Below are 14,214 nucleotides of genomic sequence, written 5' to 3'. Positions count from 1 at the left end.
AGCGTGTCGTCTCGCTCCGCTCGCTCAACGACCCCCTCCCGGTCGTTGAGCGACGGAGCGCAGCGACCGCTTCCGGGTCGCCCCCGCGAGGGAGCCAGCGACCGAGACGAAACGCATCCCCTCCGGCCGGAGGATGTCAGACCGCGCCGAGGTCGATCCCGCCGGACGCGGGCTCGGCATAGTCGACCTCGCGCCACACGTCGCCGACGCGTTCGAAAGACGTCACGCTCGACAGCGCGCAGCGGCGGGTGCGGGGGTCGTGCCGCAGCGGGAGACCCGCGACGCGGAGATGTGCGATCCAGATCGGCGCTTGATGCGACACGATGACGACGTCGCTGCCCTCCCCCTGGGCCGCCGAGGCCGTCGACGCATCCCACGCTTCGTCCATGGCCGACAGCATCCGCTCCGCGATCGACGAATACGGCTCTCCCCAGCTCGGCACCGAGGGTCGCCGCAGGTGCCACCAGTTCACGGGGTTCATGAGAGAGCGACGCATCTGCGTGCCCTCGAAGACGTTGGTCGGCTCGATCACGCGCATGTCGAGGACGGGAACGAGGCCGAAGATCTCGGTGAACGGCTCGGCCGATTCCTGTGTGCGCTGCAGCGGAGAGGCGATCAGCGACGTCACAGGGCGATCGAGATCGCGCACATGCTCGGCGGCGGCCCACGTCATCCGACGCCCCGCCTCGCTCAGCCCGTAACCGGGCAGCCGCCCGTACAGCACGCGTCCGGGGTTGTGCACCTCGCCGTGCCTGACCAGGTGCAGCCGCGACGCCGTCATGCCCGACGGTCCGCCGTCTCAGAGGGAACCGCGCGGCCGAGGGGAGCGCGAGGCTCCCCGTCGCGGACGGCATCAGGGGCGAAGCGCATGGCGGCCTTTCATCAGAGGAACCCGGGGCTGCGCTGGCGAGTCTACTGAAACCGCCCCCGGTAGACTTGCGGGGTTCACCATTTCCCAGATCAGGAGGAATCCTCCGTGCTTCGCACTCACTCCGCAGGCTCCCTGCGAGCAGAGAACATCGGTCAGACCGTCACCCTCACGGGTTGGGTCGATCGTCGTCGTGATCACGGAGGAGTCGCGTTCATCGATCTGCGGGATGCATCGGGCATCGCCCAGGTCGTGATCCGCGACGAAGAGGTGGCCCACCCGCTGCGCAACGAGTTCGTGCTCAAGGTCACCGGCGAGGTCTCGCAGCGTCCGGCGGGCAACGCCAACCCGAACCTGCCCACCGGCGAGATCGAACTCATCGCGAGCGACGTCGTGGTGCTGAACGAGTCGGCGCCGCTGCCCTTCCAGGTGTCGACGGCACTCGCCGAGACCGAGACCGTGGGTGAGGAGGCGCGTCTCAAGTACCGCTACCTCGACCTGCGCCGTCCGGCGACGGCATCCGCTCTGCGTCTGCGCTCGAACGTCTACAAGGCGATCCGCGACGTGCTGCACGCCGAGGACTTCACCGAGGTCGAGACGCCGACCCTCACGCGCTCCACGCCTGAAGGCGCCCGCGACTTCGTCGTGCCCGCACGCCTGCACCCCGGGAGCTGGTACGCCCTGCCGCAGTCGCCGCAGCTGTTCAAGCAGCTGCTCATGGTCGGCGGCGTGGAGAAGTACTTCCAGATCGCGCGCTGCTACCGCGACGAGGACTTCCGCGCCGACCGCCAGCCGGAGTTCACGCAGCTCGACATCGAGATGAGCTTCGTCGATCAAGAAGACGTCATCACCCTGATGGAGTCGCTCATCGTCGCGATGTGGAAGACGATCGGCGTCGAGGTGCAGACCCCGCTGCCGCGCATGACCTACGCCGAGGCGATGGCCAAGTACGGCTCGGACAAGCCCGACCTGCGCTTCGGCCTCGAGCTCGTCGAGGCGACCGAGTACTTCAAGGAGACGCCGTTCCGCGTGTTCCAGGCCGAGTACGTGGGAGCGGTGCGGATGCCGGGCGGAGCTTCGCAGCCCCGCAAGACGCTGGACGCCTGGCAGGACTGGGCCAAGCAGCGCGGCGCCCGCGGACTCGCCTATGTCCTGTTCAACGAGGACGGCACGCTCGGCGGCCCCGCCGCGAAGAACCTCTCCGAGGCGGAGCAGGCCGGCCTCGCCGAGCTCGTCGGCGCGGAGTCGGGTGACTGCGTGTTCTTCGCGGCCGGTTCCACGAAGGAATCGCGTGCGCTTCTCGGCGCCGCGCGCGTCGAGATCGGTCGCCGCCTCGGCTACCTGAACCCGGACGAGTTCGCCTTCACGTGGGTGGTCGACGCCCCGATGTTCGAGCCCGCGGCGGATGCCGTGGCATCCGGTGACGTCGCGGTCGGCGCCGGCGCCTGGACCGCCGTGCACCACGCGTTCACGGGCCCCAAGCCCGAGTTCGAGGACACGTTCGACACCGACCCCGGCTCGGCTCTCGCCTACGCCTACGACATCGTCTGCAACGGCTCGGAGCTCGGCGGCGGCTCGATCCGCATCCACCGCGAAGACGTGCAGAAGCGCGTGTTCGAGGTCATGGGCATCAGCGACGAGGTGGCCGACGAGCAGTTCGGCTTCCTGCTCGAGGCGTTCAAGTTCGGCGCCCCGCCGCACGGCGGCATCGCGCTCGGCATGGACCGCGTCCTGCAGCATTTGTCGAAGAGCGAGTCGATCCGCGACGTGATCGCCTTCCCCAAGTCCGGCGGCGGCTTCGACCCGCTCACCTCCGCGCCCGCGCCGATCAGCGACGCGCAGCGCAAGGAGGCCGGAGTCGACTTCGTGCCCGAGGACGACGAGGCCTGATACGCCCCCTCGAAACGCCTCATGTTCTGCGGAGCATGAGGCGTTTCGTCTCGCTGCGCTCGCTCAACGACCGAGGGCCCCAGCCCACCCGTCGTTGAGCGAGAGAACGCCAGCGACCGAGGGCCCCAGCCCACCGGTCGTTGAGCGAGAGAACGCCAGCGACCGAGGGCCCCAGCCCACCGGTCGTTGAGCGAGGGAGCGCCAGCGACCGAGACGAAACGCGGAATCGATCCCGCGACTCCCGTCAGCGGCCGGCGAGCGCCGGCGCGATGTTCTCGTTCCACACGTCGACGCCGAGCTTCGCGATCAGTCCGATCACGACGACGAGGAAGACCACGCGGATGAACGTGGTCCCGCGCGAGATCGCCATGCGTGAGCCGAGGTAGCTGCCTGCCACGTTGGCCACGGCGAGGATCCCGCCGAGCAGCCACAGCACTGAGCCGTGCGGGATGAACAGCAGCAGCGCCCCCGCGTTGGTCGCGAAGTTCACGATCTTCGCCTTCGCACTCGCCTGCAGGAAGTCGTAGCCGAGCAGCGCGACCAGCGTGATCACGAGGAACGTGCCCGTTCCCGGTCCGATCATGCCGTCATAGAAGCCGATGCCGAGCCCCGCGGCGCCCGCTGCGACGTGGTGCTTGTGCCCGTGGAATCGCAGCTGCGTCGCAGCGCCCAGCTGCGGCTTGAAAGCCGTGAACAGGGCAACGGCCAGCAGCGCGACGACGATGATCGGCTTGAAGGCCGATGAGGGGAGCACCGTCGCCACGGCCGCTCCCCCGAACGAGCCGATCAGCGCGATCACCGCCATCGGTATCGCCGTGCGGATGTCGGGCTTCGCACGCCGGTAGTACGTGATGCTGCTCGTCGCGGTGCCGAACACCGAGGCGAGCTTGTTCGTGGCGAGAGCCTGTACCGGAGCCATCCCGGGGATGAGCAGCAGGGCGGGCAGCTGAAGCAGCCCGCCACCGCCGACGACGGCGTCGATCCAGCCGGCGGCGAAGGCCGCGACGATCACGAGGATCAGGGTGCCCCAGGTCAGCTGTTCGAGACCGAGGAGCGCGCCGATGTCCATCCGTCCAGGATGTCAGATCCGCCGCATCCGATCCGGCCACCGGCCGGACACCGGCCATTCACCCGTCGCCGACTCATCGGCCACCTCCGTCCCGTAGCGTCCACTCGCAACCCGACCCGGCGTACCCGCGCCGGACACCGAGAGGACCCTCATGGCACACTTCCCCCGCCGCGCACGCTTCGGCGCCGGCATCGCCCTCGCCGCAACGGCCGCGCTCGCCCTGAGCGGCTGCGCGAGCACCGCCGACGCGTCCGCAGACGCCGACTCCGACAAGGTAGACGCGGCATCCGCCACCGCGGTTGCCGACTTCGGCACCTTCGCCGACCTCGAGGCCGCGGCCAAGGCCGAGGGCGCGCTCAACGTCATCGCGCTCCCCCGCGACTGGGCGAATTACGGCGAGATCCTCGACCTGTTCGCCGAGAAGTACCCCGAGATCACGATCAACGAGGCCTCACCCGATGTCTCCAGCGCCGAGGAGATCCAGGCCGCTGAGACCAACAAGGGCCTCGACACGGCTCCGGACGTCTTCGACCTCGGCCTCGCGGTCGCGCTGCAGAACACCGACCAGTTCGCGCCGTACCAGGTGCAGACGTGGGACGAGATCCCCGATGCGCTGAAGGAGCCCACCGGCCTGTTCGTGGGCGACTACGGCGGGTACATGTCGATCGGCTACGACTCCTCGAAGTTCGACGCTCCGAAGACCCTCGACGACCTGCTCGGCGCCGACTACAAGGGCGCGGTCGCGATCAACGGCGACCCGACGCAGGCGGGCGCGGCCTTCGCCGCCGTGGGCCTTGCGACGGTGCAGTCCGACGGAACTCTCGACGACTTCCAGCCGGGCATCGACTTCTTCGGCGAGCTGCAGAAGGCCGGCAACCTCCTCAAGGTCGATGTCACCACGGCGACCGTCGCGAGCGGTGAGACCCCCGTCGTCTTCGACTGGGACTACCTCAACGCCGCGCACACGAAGGACAACGAGAACTGGAAGGTCGTCGTGCTCGACGGCACCGGTTATGCGGGCTACTACAACCAGGCCATCAACGTCGACGCCCCGCACCCGGCTGCCGCGCGCCTGTGGCAGGAATTCCTGTACAGCGACGAGGTGCAGAATCTGTGGCTCAAGGGAGGCGCGCGTCCGGCTCGCATGGACGCCATGACGGATGCCGGCACGATCGATGCCGACCTCGCAGCAGCCCTGCCGGAGGCGCCCGAGGACACGGTCGTCCCGACTGAAGAGCAGTCGACGAACGCCGGAAAGCTGCTCGGCGAGAAGTGGGCAGCGGCGGTCCAGTGACCACCATCACGCAGGAGAGGGCGGATGCCGTGGCATCCGCCCTCTCCCCCGGGTCCGCGCCGCGTGCGCGGGTCCGGCGCTCCACACCCTCTTGGGCCTGGCTCGGGCTCGTCCCCTTCGCGGCGTACGTCGTGCTGTTCCTCGCGGTGCCGACGATCCTGTCCATCGGCTCGGGCTTCTTCGCGAAGGACGGATCCTTCACCTGGACCAATGTCGCCGCTCTGGGCGACCCCCTGGTCCTGAACACCTTCGCGAACTCGGCAGGGGTCTCGCTGCTGACCGCGTTCGTCGGCGCCCTCGTCGGAGCTCTGGTCTGCTACGCCATGCTCGGCCTGAATCCCGAGGGAGTCGTGCGTCGGACGGTCGACGCCGCGGCCGGCGTGCTCGCCCAGTTCGGGGGCGTCATGCTCGCTTTCGTCTTCATCGCGACGATCGGCATCCAGGGCGTCGTGAAGGTGTTTCTGCAGGAGAGCTTCGGTATCGACATCTTCGCGAACGGCACCTGGCTCTACGAGCTGCCGGGGCTGATCCTCCCTTACATCTACTTCCAGGTGCCGCTCATGGTCATCACCTTCATGCCTGCGCTCGCCGCTCTCAAGCCGCAGTGGTCCGAGGCGAACCTCGCTCTCGGCGGCACCCGCTCGAGCTTCTGGCTGCGCATCGGCATCCCGGTCCTCTCCCCCTCGTTCCTCGCGAGCCTCCTCCTGCTGTTCGCCAACGCCTTCTCGTCGTACGCGACCGCCGCGGCCCTCGCCAGCCAAGGCTCACAGATCGTGCCGCTGCAGATCCGCGCCGCGCTCACCAGCGAGACCGTGCTCGGACGCGAGAATCTCGCCGGCGCCCTGGCCCTCGGCATGATCGTCGTCGTCGGAATCGTGATGGCGCTGTACTCGCTCATCCAGCGCCGGGCTGCGAGGTGGCAGGCATGAACCCGCTCGCCCCCTCCCGCGTGACCCGCTCGGTGATCGGCGTCCTCGTGGGCGCGTTCTTCGCGATTCCGCTGCTCGCCACGCTCCTGTACACGGTCAGGATGCCCGACGGCACCTACTCGCTCGCGCGCTGGGCCGGCCTCTTCGACCCCGGGATGGCAGCCACGCTCAAGCCCATCTGGACGGGGCTCGGCAATTCGCTGCTGCTCGCGATCATCACGGTCGCGATCGTGCTGTTGATTCTCGCGCCCACCATGATCCTGGTGAATCTGCGCTTCCCGAAGCTGCGTCCGGCGTTCGAGTTCGCGGCGCTGCTCCCGATCTCGATCCCCGCCATCGTGCTCGTCGTGGGCCTCGCACCCATCTATCTGCAGATCGGACGCACGCTCGGCACCGGCGCGTGGACACTGGCGTTCGCCTACGGCATCACCGTGCTGCCCTTCGCGTACCGCTCGATCCAGGCGTCGATCGACGCGGTCGACATGCGCACCCTCGCCGAGGCCGCGCGATCGCTCGGCGCCGACTGGCCCACGGTCGTGCTCAAAGTCCTGGCCCCCAACCTCCGGCAGGGACTCCTCGCAGCGTCGCTCATCTCGGTCGCCGTCGTGCTGGGCGAGTTCACGATCGCGTCGCTGCTGAACCGCCAGGTGTTCCAGACCGCCATGGTGGTCGTCCAGAAGCAGGACGGCTACCTCCCGGCGATCTTCACGCTTCTCGCGCTGCTGTTCTGCTTCGTCCTGCTCCTCGTCATCGGCCGCGCCGCGCGCGGCACTCGAAAGGCTCGCTCATGACACTCCCTCGCACCGCCGAGAATGCGCTGCTCGCCGAAGCCGGAGAAGGCACCCGCGTGCAGCTGCAGCAAATCGTGAAGAGCTACGCCGGCAACACGGTGCTGCACGGCGTCGACCTCGACATCGCGCCCGGCGAGTTCGTGTCGCTGCTCGGGCCTTCGGGCTGCGGCAAGACAACACTGCTGCGAGTGCTCGCCGGGCTCGAGATCGCCGATGACGGAGCCGTGCTGCTCGGCGGCCGTGACGTCTCGAGAGTGCCGACGAACAAGCGCGACATCGGCATGGTGTTCCAGTCGTACTCGCTGTTCCCGCACCTGAGGGTCGTCGACAACACGGCCTTCGGCCTGCGCCGCCGCGGGGTGAGCAAGGCGGATGCCGCGAAGCGCTCGCTCGACGCGCTCGCGCTGGTCGGCCTCGCCGACTTCGCCGACCGTTTGCCGCACCAGCTCTCCGGCGGCCAGCAGCAGCGGGTCGCGCTCGCTCGCGCCCTGGTCACCGAGCCCAAGGTCCTGCTGCTCGACGAGCCGCTCTCCGCGCTGGACGCGAAGGTCCGCGTGCAGCTGCGCGATGAGATCCGCCGCATCCAGCTGCGCCTCGGCATCACGACCGTGTTCGTCACCCACGACCAGGAGGAGGCGCTGGCCGTCTCCGACCGCATCGCCGTGATGAATTCGGGGCGCATCGAGCAGATCGGCTCGCCCGAGCAGCTGTACACGACACCGGCGACCGCCGATGTCGCAGCCTTCGTGGGTCTCTCCAGCGTCGTCGCCGGCGTCGCAGAGGGCGACCACGTGACGGTGTGGGGTCAGCGCCTGCCGCTGCAGGCACCGGCCGACGGCCCGGTCGACGTGTTCATCCGGCCCGAGAACGTGCGCTTCGCCGGAGAGGCGGATGCCGCCACCGACGCCCTGGTCGAGGAGAGCACCTTCCTCGGGAGCGTCCGCCGTACGCTCGTCCGCACGGAGTCGGGAGAACTCGTCCGCCTGCAGCACTCGCCCGGCATCCGCCCCGTCTTCGGCGACCGGGTGCGGATCGCGCTCGTACCGGAGCAGGTGGCCGCGCATCCGCGCGGCTGAAACTCGCTCTTCCGTCACCGTGCGCGCACCGCTAGTTTGAGCCCGGAGGGCGTTGTTCCCTCGACCCGTGGAGAAAGGACGCCTCATGGCAGGCAAGTTCGAGCTGTATCAGGACAAGAGCGGAGACTACCGCTTCCGGCTGAAGGCAGGCAACGGCGAGGTCATCGCGACCGGTCAGGGCTACGCGTCGAAGTCCAGTGCCCTGAACGGCATCGAGTCGGTCCGGCGCAACGCCGCCGACGCAGAAGTCGTCGAGGCCGAGGGCTGACGCCGATACCCCCGATTCACGTCGAGACCCCCTGTATCGATGTCGATACAGGGGGTCTCGTCGATTGAGCCGGTTCTCGCGACGGGGTCGACGACGCTCTCTACAGCACTCGCGAGAGGAAGTCCTTCGTGCGCTGGTGCTGCGGGTTGCTGAGCACCTCGCGAGGATCGCCCTCTTCCACGATGTGGCCGCCGTCCATGAAGATCAGCCGCGACCCGACCTCCCTCGCGAAGCCCATCTCGTGCGTGACGACGAGCATCGTCATCCCCTCCTCGGCCAGCGAGCGCATGACCTGCAGCACCTCGCCGACCAGTTCGGGGTCGAGCGCCGAGGTCGGCTCGTCGAACAGCATCATGTCGGGGTTCATGCACAGCGCGCGGGCGATCGCCACGCGCTGCTGCTGGCCGCCGGAGAGCTGCGTCGGGTAGGCATCCGCCTTGTGCCCCATGCCCACGCGGGCGAGCATCTCGTGCGCGACCTGCTCGGCCTCTTCCTTGCCCCGCTTCTTCACGCGTCGCTGGGCGATCGTGAGGTTGCCGAGCACGCTCATGTGCGGGAACAGGTTGAAGCTCTGGAACACCATGCCGATGCGCGTGCGCACGCCGTCGATGTCGATGTCGGGGTCGGTGATGTCGATCCCCTCGATGAGCACCTTTCCGCCCGTCGGCTCCTCGAGGAGGTTAACCGACCGCAGCAGCGTCGACTTGCCGGATCCCGAAGGACCGATCACGCAGACCACCTCACCGGCGGTCACCGTGAGATCGATGCCCTTGAGCACCTCGTTCTCACCGAAGGTCTTCACGAGCCCCTGCACGTCGATCGCTGGGGCGTGCACATCGATCAGGTCGGTGATCATCGCTGATTCCCCATCCGTCGCTCGAGATACGCGGTGAACCGCGTGAGAGGGATCGTGACGATCAGGTACAGGATCGCCGCCATGACCAATGGTGTCGCGTTCTGGTTCTGCGTCGTGGCGTCCTTGGCGAAGTTCGTGAGCTCCTTCGACCAGATGAACGAGCCCGCCACGAAGAGCAGAGACGTGTCCTTCAACAGCAGCACGAACTCGTTCGTCAGCGGCGGGATGATGATGCGGAAGCCCTGCGGAACCACGATCCAGAAGGTCGTCTTCATCGGAGACATGCCCAGGGAGCGCGCCGCCTCGGTCTGCCCCTTCGGCACCGCCTGCAGGCCCGCCCTGATCGTCTCCGCCATGTAGGCCGAGGCCACGAGGATCAGACCGATCAGGCCGAGAACGACCGGACCACCGAGCTTCTGACCCGACACCTGGGTGGCGATCGGGAGGACCTGCGAGATCGCGAAGATCGTCATGATCGCCGGAAGACCGCGGAACAGCTCGATCCAGGCGGTCGCGATCCATCGGAACGGGCCGATGCTCGACATCTTGAGCAGAGCCAGGACGATGCCGAGCAGCAGACCGCCTGCGAAGGCTACCGCCGTGAACCACAGCGTGTTGACGAGTGCGGTCGTGATGATCCCGGGGAACATCTTGGCCGCGATCTCCGGGTTGAAGAACAGCGGTCCGATCCGGCTCCAGTCCGTCGTGATGATCGCCATGAGCGCCAGGGCGATCAGCACGGCGTAGACGAGGTACCGATACAGCTTCTGTCTTTGAGTGCGCCTCAACGCCATTGTCAAGGGTCCTCTCGTGTCCTGCTCGCCGCTCAGTTCGCGGTGAAGTAGGTGTCGTAGATCGTCTGGTAGTCGCCGCTGTCGCGCAGCTCCTTCAGTGCGCCGTTCACCGCGTCGAGCAGCTCCTTCTTCTGGCCCTTCTCGAAGGCGAAGCCGTAGGACTCATCGGTGTCGTAGGTCTCGACGATCTTGTAGGCGCTGTCGGCCTTCTCGTGCTCGAGGTTGACCGGCTGATCCTGCAGGATGGCGTCGATCTGGCCGGCCTGGATCGCGGGCCAGAGCTCTCCGTCAGACGGGTACTGCACGAGCTGCGCGCCCTTCGCGTTCTCGGTCGCGTAGCTCTCGCCCGTGGTGCCCTGCTGCACCCCGACGTTCTTGCCGTCGAGGTCGTCGATGCTCTTGATGCCCGAGTCGGTGCGCACGAGCAGCGACTGCAGCGAGTCGTAGTACGGGTCGGAGAAGTCGATGTTCTTCTTGCGCTCGTCGGTGATGGTCATGGCCGACGCGCCCAGGTCGCACGTCCCATTGGCGAGCGTGGTGCCCGACTGCAGCGCCTCGAAGCCCACGTCCTGCACCGAGAGCTTCAGGTCGAGCTTCTTCGCGATCGCGTCGAGCAGGTCGATGTCGAAGCCGGTGTACCCGGTGCCGTTGTCGCCGCCCTCGAACTCGAAGGGCGGGTAGGGGATGTCGGAGCAGACGGTGAGCGTCCCCGCCTCGACGAGGCCGTACGGGTCGTCCGCCGTGCCGCCCGAACCTGCGTCCGATCCACCGGCGCAGCCGGCGAGGGCGAGGGTGGCGGTCGCCGCGAGGGCGATTCCGGCGAAGATGTTGCGACGCTGCATGTCAGCTCCTGGGAGTCGGGGGCGGATCGCGCCCGCGAACGGGTAGGTGTTCATCTTGACACGCACGCGGGGGCCGTCACGGCCGAACAGTGCGTCTGCGGGTTACGTTTTTGTTGCAAGTAGCCGTCGTCTCGGTCACGTGCCGCGCCTCGCCCTGCACGGCGAAGCTCAGACTTCGAAGTCGACGGCCACCCGTGAGCCCACGACCGAGCGCACGTAGGCCACGACCTCTTCGTGCGCGGGGTGCACCTGGTACTGCTCGAGCGCCTCGATCGAGTCGAAATCGGCCACGAGGGTCACATCCCAGTTGGCGTCGGGGTAGGCCATGTTGGCGCCGGCCGAGATGGATCGCAGCTGCGGCACGACCCCGTCGAGCGCGTTGAGCCGGCGCGCCACCTCGGCGGCCTGCTCCGCACGGACGGCGGGATCGGATGCTGCGAGCTTCCAGCTCACCACGTGACGGATGCTCATCTGGTCTCCTTCATGTCGCTGACCACGGCGTCTTCGAGCGCTGAGCGCAGTCGGTCCGCCGACAGGCGCCAGTGCGCGTGCAACTCCCCGTCGATCAGGACGACGGGGATCTTCTCCCACCACAGGTCGTACAGGGCCGGGTCCTCCTGGATCGAGGCCTCGACGATCTCGATGTTCTCGGCCGCGGCATCCGGCATCTCGGCGATCACCGTGTCGATGATCTCGGATGCGACGTCGCACAGGTGGCAGTCGGGCTTGCCGATCAGCGTCAGCGTGGTCACGCCGAGGGAACCTCGACCTCGCGGCCCTCGGCGATCCACTCCGCGGTCCCGCCGTCGACGTTCGTGACGTCGTATCCGCGCCCCTCGAGCGCTTCGACCACGCGGGCGGAGCGCCCGCCCATCTGGCAGATCACGTCGAAGGCCTCCGAGGGGAGCTCTTCGAGGCGGTTGCCGATCTCGGACATCGGGATGTTCACCGCACCAGGAACGTGCCCGGCGGCGAACTCGTGGGCCTCGCGCACATCGATGAGCGGCGTGTTCTCGCGAGCGGCGAGCTCAGCGACGGTGATCGACTTCATGGCGTACTCCTGCGATGGGTTCGAACAGCGGCAAGAGACACAAAGCGCCCGTCCGGAGACAGGCGCTCGGTGTCTGGCCGCTTACTTCTTGTTGCGGCGCTGGTGGCGAGTCTTGCGAAGCAGCTTGCGGTGCTTCTTCTTCGCCATGCGCTTGCGGCGCTTCTTGATGACAGAACCCACGGAAACCTCACTAAGTCAGTGGCTGGGCGTCGCACGTGGCGGACACCCGGGTACGGGCACGGAAAAATGCCTCGGAACAGTCTAGCAAATCGCGGGGGTGCTCTCGTACGCGCTCACTCGTCGCCGCCGCGCCCGGCTTCGTCGGTCACCATGAAGCGCCAGACGAGGGCGTGACCCAGCGCGACCAGCACGATCAGCAGCAGTGCCCCGACCTGGATCCCGGAGAGTCCGAGCGGTGCGGCGAGCTGGGGCGCGACGCCGATGATCGCGATCGCGGCGTACACGACGACCGTGCCCAGCTGGGTCCACCGCATGGCGCGGGCGGTGCGATCACCGCGCGCCTGCGAGACGAGGCGCAGCATCGACACCGCGCCCACGACGGAGATCACGACGAACGACAGTCGCCAGATCAGCGGGCTCTCGGTCCCGCCGACCTGCGCGAACAGACCCATCAGCGCCGGCAGCAGGAACGACAGGTACACACCGCCGATGGTGCGGCGAATCGCGGTATCGGCCATCCAGTCGGTGCGGGCGCGCACGACGTTCCACCAGAGCCCTGTGAGGGTGAAACAGGTGGCGGAGAAGAGCGCATAGAAGGTACTGGCGTCCACGGTGCCTCCTTCGCGCCTGTGCGCTCGCCGATCAGCCCGCGTCGGCGATCGGTTTCTGCAGGGCCTCCGCCACGGCGGATTCGGGCACGCGGAAGCTGCGACCGAAGCGGATCGCCGGCAGCTCCCCCGAGTGCACGAGCCGATAGACGGTCATCTTCGACACGCGCATGAGTTCGGCGACCTCAGCCACCGTGAGGAACCGGACGTCAGGTACTTCGGGCATCCCACGTACCCCTTTCTCGATGTGCACACTCTATGGGTCGCTGAGACGCGTGTAAACCCACGTGACCGGTGTGGTCAGTGGGACGTGGACACGGTGGCGAAGGCGCGCACGGGGAAAGTACCGAATCCTCGTATGGCGGGAGGTGCCGCCGTGAAGCGGGCCCCGCGCGCGGGCACGGCCTCGAGATTCGTCAGATGCTCCACCACGTGCACACCCGCGGCGAGCAGGATGCTGTGCGCCGGCCGCTCCCCTCCACTCTCGGTGTCGTCGATGTTCAGTGAGTCGATTCCGACGATCTGCACGCCCGCCTCCACGAGGTGCCGGGCTCCGCCCTCGGTGAGAAACGGCGCACCGACCGCATACTCCGGCGTGCCGAAGCGACTGCTCCACCCGGTATCGAGCAGGACGGCACTGCCGGCGAGATCGCGATCGGCGAGGGCCACCGCGTCGATCCCGCGATGGTCGGCGCTCCACGAGTCGCGCAGGTGGAACACCTCGGCGGGCACGTCGACAAGGGTGCTCAGATCGAGCGAGGCGAGGTCACCACCCTCCTCGTAGCGGTGGTACGGCGCATCCAGATAGGTGCCGGTGTTGCCGATCATCGTGATGATGTCCATCGCGAACTCGGTGCCGGGGGCGTACTTGGCACGCGAGTCCTCGCGCGTCAGATGCGGCGTGATGATCGGCACCGGGAGGCCGGGGTACGTGACCAGGCCGGCTTCGATCGGATGGCTCAGGTCGATCACGCGACCGGGAACGGGGGCCGCGGCATCCGCTCCCCTGCTCCCCCTGTGCTGCTCCTGCACGATGCGGAGACCGCGGATCTCCATGTCGCTCACCAGGGCGAGGCCGAGGTGCTTCACGAGAAGAATCCCGATCTCGTCGGAACCGAGCTCGGGGCGAGGAAGATCGAGCCTGAACCCCTCGCCGTGCAGCCCGCCGCCGTTGGCGAAGGAGATCGAGAAGTCGAAGTGCGCGCGGTGCTGAAGGGGTGGCGTCGTCATCACCACATCATGGCAAAGGCGGCTGAGCCGCCGCGGCCTTCAGCCGCCGAGGCGCTTGAAGGCGTTCGCGACGACGTGCTTGGCCGATGCCGCGGCGCGACCGACGACCTCGGCAGCGTGCGCAGCACTGTCGGGCAGCGGCTGCGACAGGTAGGCGATGTCGGGAGCCGCGTCTCCGTACGCGTCGACGAGGAAGGGCACCAGCCAGTCGTCGACGACCGACAGCGGCTCGACCGACAGGCTGTAGAACCGTCGCTGCCCGTCTTCGCGGACGTTCACGAGCTCCGCTTCGCGCAGGACCTTGAGGTGCTTCGAGACCGTCGGCTGGCTGATGCCGAGCTCGGCCACGATCTGGCCGACGCTGGTGCCGGCGTCTCCCTCTTCGGCACGGCGCAGAAGGAGCTGGAGGATGTCGCGCCTCGTACCGTCTGCGATCACGTCGAAGATGTCCGTCATGAGATCAGGCTA

The 14,214-nt window shown here is 67.8% G+C and carries 19 protein-coding genes; 6 read left to right on the top strand and 13 right to left on the bottom strand.

Features of this window, described 5'->3' with window-relative positions; translation table 11 throughout:
• Positions 1 to 136: 136 nt before the first annotated feature.
• Entirely contained in the window at positions 137 to 781 is a 645-nt protein-coding gene (locus RS84_RS11220; RefSeq protein WP_045257861.1) for a histidine phosphatase family protein, read from the bottom strand.
• Between the two features lie 195 nt (positions 782 to 976).
• Between RS84_RS11220 and aspS the strand changes: the two genes are divergently transcribed.
• The gene (gene aspS, locus RS84_RS11215; RefSeq protein WP_045257860.1) at positions 977 to 2,758 is read left to right on the top strand and encodes an aspartate--tRNA ligase; all 1,782 of its coding nucleotides are present in this window, start codon (positions 977 to 979) and stop codon (positions 2,756 to 2,758) included.
• A 244-nt stretch (positions 2,759 to 3,002) separates the two neighbouring features.
• Here aspS and RS84_RS11210 read toward each other — a convergent pair whose 3' ends face one another.
• Positions 3,003 to 3,827, bottom strand: coding sequence for a sulfite exporter TauE/SafE family protein (locus RS84_RS11210; protein ID WP_045257859.1), 825 nt, complete (start codon positions 3,825 to 3,827; stop codon positions 3,003 to 3,005).
• Positions 3,828 to 3,978: 151 nt separating this feature from the next.
• On the opposite strand from RS84_RS11210, the gene RS84_RS11205 reads away from it, so the two are divergent.
• From RS84_RS11205 to RS84_RS11185, 5 genes are all read left to right on the top strand, one after another.
• Positions 3,979 to 5,121: an ABC transporter substrate-binding protein gene (locus RS84_RS11205; RefSeq protein WP_045257858.1), complete on the top strand. Its 1,143-nt coding sequence runs from the start codon at positions 3,979 to 3,981 to the stop codon at positions 5,119 to 5,121.
• On the top strand, positions 5,118 to 6,050 hold the full coding sequence (locus RS84_RS11200) for an ABC transporter permease (protein ID WP_414738816.1): 933 nt from the start codon (positions 5,118 to 5,120) through the stop codon (positions 6,048 to 6,050). The genes RS84_RS11205 and RS84_RS11200 overlap by 4 nt, the downstream gene beginning before the upstream one ends.
• On the top strand, positions 6,047 to 6,841 hold the full coding sequence (locus RS84_RS11195) for an ABC transporter permease (protein ID WP_045257856.1): 795 nt from the start codon (positions 6,047 to 6,049) through the stop codon (positions 6,839 to 6,841). Before RS84_RS11200 ends, RS84_RS11195 begins: the two co-directional genes overlap by 4 nt.
• Positions 6,838 to 7,917: an ABC transporter ATP-binding protein gene (locus RS84_RS11190; protein WP_045257855.1), complete on the top strand. Its 1,080-nt coding sequence runs from the start codon at positions 6,838 to 6,840 to the stop codon at positions 7,915 to 7,917. The genes RS84_RS11195 and RS84_RS11190 overlap by 4 nt, the downstream gene beginning before the upstream one ends.
• A gap of 85 nt (positions 7,918 to 8,002) precedes the next feature.
• Complete coding sequence (locus RS84_RS11185; RefSeq protein ID WP_045257854.1) at positions 8,003 to 8,185, top strand: YegP family protein; 183 nt, start codon at positions 8,003 to 8,005, stop codon at positions 8,183 to 8,185.
• 100 nt (positions 8,186 to 8,285) lie between these two features.
• On the opposite strand, the gene RS84_RS11180 is transcribed toward RS84_RS11185, so the two are convergent.
• From RS84_RS11180 to RS84_RS11135, 11 genes are all read right to left on the bottom strand, one after another.
• On the bottom strand, positions 8,286 to 9,041 hold the full coding sequence (locus RS84_RS11180) for an amino acid ABC transporter ATP-binding protein (RefSeq protein WP_045257853.1): 756 nt from the start codon (positions 9,039 to 9,041) through the stop codon (positions 8,286 to 8,288).
• Positions 9,038 to 9,835, bottom strand: coding sequence for an amino acid ABC transporter permease (locus tag RS84_RS11175; RefSeq protein WP_045257852.1), 798 nt, complete (start codon positions 9,833 to 9,835; stop codon positions 9,038 to 9,040). Before RS84_RS11175 ends, RS84_RS11180 begins: the two co-directional genes overlap by 4 nt.
• A gap of 32 nt (positions 9,836 to 9,867) precedes the next feature.
• Positions 9,868 to 10,677 carry a basic amino acid ABC transporter substrate-binding protein gene (locus tag RS84_RS11170; RefSeq protein WP_045257851.1) on the bottom strand — a complete coding sequence of 270 codons (810 nt, stop codon included), beginning with the start codon at positions 10,675 to 10,677 and terminating at the stop codon, positions 9,868 to 9,870.
• A 168-nt stretch (positions 10,678 to 10,845) separates the two neighbouring features.
• A complete protein-coding gene (locus RS84_RS11165) occupies positions 10,846 to 11,148 on the bottom strand; it encodes a Dabb family protein (RefSeq protein ID WP_045257850.1) in 303 nt (100 codons plus the stop codon).
• On the bottom strand, positions 11,145 to 11,429 hold the full coding sequence (locus RS84_RS11160) for a glutaredoxin family protein (protein ID WP_045257849.1): 285 nt from the start codon (positions 11,427 to 11,429) through the stop codon (positions 11,145 to 11,147). The genes RS84_RS11165 and RS84_RS11160 overlap by 4 nt, the downstream gene beginning before the upstream one ends.
• Positions 11,426 to 11,728 carry a rhodanese-like domain-containing protein gene (locus RS84_RS11155; protein ID WP_045257848.1) on the bottom strand — a complete coding sequence of 101 codons (303 nt, stop codon included), beginning with the start codon at positions 11,726 to 11,728 and terminating at the stop codon, positions 11,426 to 11,428. The genes RS84_RS11160 and RS84_RS11155 overlap by 4 nt, the downstream gene beginning before the upstream one ends.
• An 81-nt stretch (positions 11,729 to 11,809) precedes the next feature.
• Complete coding sequence (locus tag RS84_RS18940) at positions 11,810 to 11,908, bottom strand: 30S ribosomal protein bS22 (protein ID WP_003792170.1); 99 nt, start codon at positions 11,906 to 11,908, stop codon at positions 11,810 to 11,812.
• Between the two features lie 113 nt (positions 11,909 to 12,021).
• Entirely contained in the window at positions 12,022 to 12,519 is a 498-nt protein-coding gene (locus RS84_RS11150; protein WP_045257847.1) for a hypothetical protein, read from the bottom strand.
• A 31-nt stretch (positions 12,520 to 12,550) separates the two neighbouring features.
• On the bottom strand, positions 12,551 to 12,742 hold the full coding sequence (locus tag RS84_RS11145; RefSeq protein WP_045257846.1) for a helix-turn-helix domain-containing protein: 192 nt from the start codon (positions 12,740 to 12,742) through the stop codon (positions 12,551 to 12,553).
• Positions 12,743 to 12,816: 74 nt separating this feature from the next.
• Positions 12,817 to 13,746 (bottom strand): cyclase family protein, encoded by a 930-nt coding sequence (locus RS84_RS11140; RefSeq protein ID WP_045257845.1) that lies wholly within the window; start codon positions 13,744 to 13,746, stop codon positions 12,817 to 12,819.
• A 39-nt stretch (positions 13,747 to 13,785) separates the two neighbouring features.
• Complete coding sequence (locus RS84_RS11135; RefSeq protein ID WP_045257844.1) at positions 13,786 to 14,202, bottom strand: ArsR/SmtB family transcription factor; 417 nt, start codon at positions 14,200 to 14,202, stop codon at positions 13,786 to 13,788.
• Positions 14,203 to 14,214: the final 12 nt, after the last annotated feature.

The organism is Microbacterium hydrocarbonoxydans, from assembly GCF_000956475.1.
GTDB classification, from domain to species: domain Bacteria; phylum Actinomycetota; class Actinomycetes; order Actinomycetales; family Microbacteriaceae; genus Microbacterium; species Microbacterium hydrocarbonoxydans_A.
The sequence above is the reverse complement of the archived record's forward strand: the minus strand, read 5'-3'. Positions and strand labels throughout refer to the sequence as shown.

What these genes read in the sequence shown, in the direction of transcription:
- RS84_RS11170 (WP_045257851.1), bottom strand. Translation starts at nt 10,677, where the DNA reads ATGCAGCGTCGCAACATCTTCGCCGGAATCGCCCTCGCGGCGACCGCC.
- RS84_RS11175 (WP_045257852.1), bottom strand. Translation starts at nt 9,835, where the DNA reads ATGGCGTTGAGGCGCACTCAAAGACAGAAGCTGTATCGGTACCTCGTC.
- RS84_RS11205 (WP_045257858.1), top strand. Translation starts at nt 3,979, where the DNA reads ATGGCACACTTCCCCCGCCGCGCACGCTTCGGCGCCGGCATCGCCCTC.
- RS84_RS11165 (WP_045257850.1), bottom strand. Translation starts at nt 11,148, where the DNA reads ATGAGCATCCGTCACGTGGTGAGCTGGAAGCTCGCAGCATCCGATCCC.
- RS84_RS11145 (WP_045257846.1), bottom strand. Translation starts at nt 12,742, where the DNA reads ATGCCCGAAGTACCTGACGTCCGGTTCCTCACGGTGGCTGAGGTCGCC.
- RS84_RS11155 (WP_045257848.1), bottom strand. Translation starts at nt 11,728, where the DNA reads ATGAAGTCGATCACCGTCGCTGAGCTCGCCGCTCGCGAGAACACGCCG.
- RS84_RS11195 (WP_045257856.1), top strand. Translation starts at nt 6,047, where the DNA reads ATGAACCCGCTCGCCCCCTCCCGCGTGACCCGCTCGGTGATCGGCGTC.
- RS84_RS11140 (WP_045257845.1), bottom strand. Translation starts at nt 13,746, where the DNA reads ATGACGACGCCACCCCTTCAGCACCGCGCGCACTTCGACTTCTCGATC.
- RS84_RS11135 (WP_045257844.1), bottom strand. Translation starts at nt 14,202, where the DNA reads ATGACGGACATCTTCGACGTGATCGCAGACGGTACGAGGCGCGACATC.
- RS84_RS11210 (WP_045257859.1), bottom strand. Translation starts at nt 3,827, where the DNA reads ATGGACATCGGCGCGCTCCTCGGTCTCGAACAGCTGACCTGGGGCACC.
- RS84_RS11190 (WP_045257855.1), top strand. Translation starts at nt 6,838, where the DNA reads ATGACACTCCCTCGCACCGCCGAGAATGCGCTGCTCGCCGAAGCCGGA.
- RS84_RS11180 (WP_045257853.1), bottom strand. Translation starts at nt 9,041, where the DNA reads ATGATCACCGACCTGATCGATGTGCACGCCCCAGCGATCGACGTGCAG.
- RS84_RS11185 (WP_045257854.1), top strand. Translation starts at nt 8,003, where the DNA reads ATGGCAGGCAAGTTCGAGCTGTATCAGGACAAGAGCGGAGACTACCGC.
- RS84_RS11220 (WP_045257861.1), bottom strand. Translation starts at nt 781, where the DNA reads ATGACGGCGTCGCGGCTGCACCTGGTCAGGCACGGCGAGGTGCACAAC.